The organism is Streptomyces sp. H27-H5 (genome assembly GCF_026627505.1).
GTDB lineage: Bacteria > Actinomycetota > Actinomycetes > Streptomycetales > Streptomycetaceae > Streptomyces.
This window is the reverse complement of record NZ_JAPNLK010000291.1, coordinates 1-1427: the sequence shown is the minus strand read 5'-3', so window position 1 is coordinate 1427 and position 1427 is coordinate 1. Positions and strand designations below refer to the sequence as shown.

1 protein-coding gene and 1 tRNA gene are annotated in these 1427 nt (G+C 66.8%); both read left to right on the top strand.

What is annotated here, in order from left to right; translation table 11 throughout:
* The first annotated feature begins 178 nt into the window (after window positions 1–178).
* On the top strand, window positions 179–1189 hold the full coding sequence (locus OTB19_RS42835; protein WP_267804272.1) for a bifunctional lysylphosphatidylglycerol flippase/synthetase MprF: 1011 nt from the start codon (window positions 179–181) through the stop codon (window positions 1187–1189).
* 12 nt (window positions 1190–1201) lie between these two features.
* Window positions 1202–1286, top strand: a tRNA-Phe gene (locus OTB19_RS42830).
* Window positions 1287–1427: the final 141 nt, after the last annotated feature.

Sequence of the window (1427 nt, the reverse complement as noted above, 5' to 3'; positions counted from 1 at the left end):
AGAAAGAACCTCGGAGAACCCGCCACCGGGACGGCCACCCGGGATACCGGCCTGCCCGAATCCGGAAACCCACCACAAAAGCAATCACACCGCGTGATCAAAGATCACGCGGTGGATCGAGGGTCAGAGGGGGCCGCTAACGTCTGTTCCAACGCATCGCCGATCGTGGGGACAGCGCATGAAGGTGCCCGATTCGCTCCAACCGCAGGACCACGCCTCGATGGTTTCCGCCCTTGAGCGGTACGCCGACAATCCGAGCGCGTTCCTCGCCCTCAACCGCGGCAACGAGTACTTCACCTTCACCGGCATCGAGGGATTCATCTGCTACCGGCCGCACGGCCGGCGGTGGATCCAATTCGGGGGACCGTTCACCGGGGAGCCGGGCCGCAGGGAATTGCAGTCCCGGTTCCTGGAACACGCGCACCGCAACGGCCGCAGGGTCGTCGGTGTGCAACTCCAGCGCGAGGACGCCGAACTGTTCGCGGAACTGGGACTCACCGTGAACCAGGTCGGGGCGTCCTATGCCGTGGAACTCACGGATTTCAGCCTGCGCGGCAAACGCTTCGTGCGACTGCGGAACAAGATCTCCCGCGCCCAGCGCGCGGGGCTGGAGGTCTCCGCGGTCGACGCCGAGGCCGACGCGGTCGCCGGCGAGATCGCGGACATCGACGCGAGGTGGCTGCGGGAGAAGGGGAAGCACACCAAGGAACTGACGTTCCTGATCGGCGAGATCGGCGGACCCTGGCAGCCCCTGCGGAAGCTGTTCGTCGGCAGGATCGACGGCGCCGCGATCGGCTACGTCTCCTACGCCCCCGTGTACGGATCACGTCCCGGCTGGCTGCACGACCTGAGCCGGCGGCTGCCGGACTGCCCACCAGGTGTGATGGAGGCGATCAACTCCCACGCCATCGACCACGTCCGGGCCCTGGGGGCGCCCTGGCTGCACTTCGGGTTCACGCCGTTCACCGGCCTGGACGAAGCCCACCGACTGCCGACCGCGAGCCGCGCCGCCACCCGGATGATCCGTCTGATCGCCGAACACGGTGACCGCGTCTATCCCGCCAAGAGCCAACTCGAATACAAGTCGAAGTGGTATCCGAGCGCGGTGCTGCCCGAATATTTCGCCTTCGACGGAGGGATATCGCCGCGTTCCCTGTGGAGCGTGGTGCGGGCGACGAACATCCTGTGAGAGAACGACCCTGGAAGGGTACTCGAAGCGGCCGAACGAGGTCCGGGGAAACCCGGTCGGGCTCACGCCCACGCAGGTTCGAATCCTGCTCCTTCCGCTCCGCCCCCACCGTACGGCAGCTGTAGATAGCCGCTGGTGTGCTGGCTGGTCATGGTGTGGTGTCGGCGTAGGTGTGCCAACGGCGGTGGCAGAGGCGGGCGCGGTGTTGATGGCGGCGGCGCCAGGTGGACCACCACAG

What these genes read in the sequence shown, in the direction of transcription:
- OTB19_RS42835 (WP_267804272.1), top strand. Translation starts at nt 179, where the DNA reads ATGAAGGTGCCCGATTCGCTCCAACCGCAGGACCACGCCTCGATGGTT.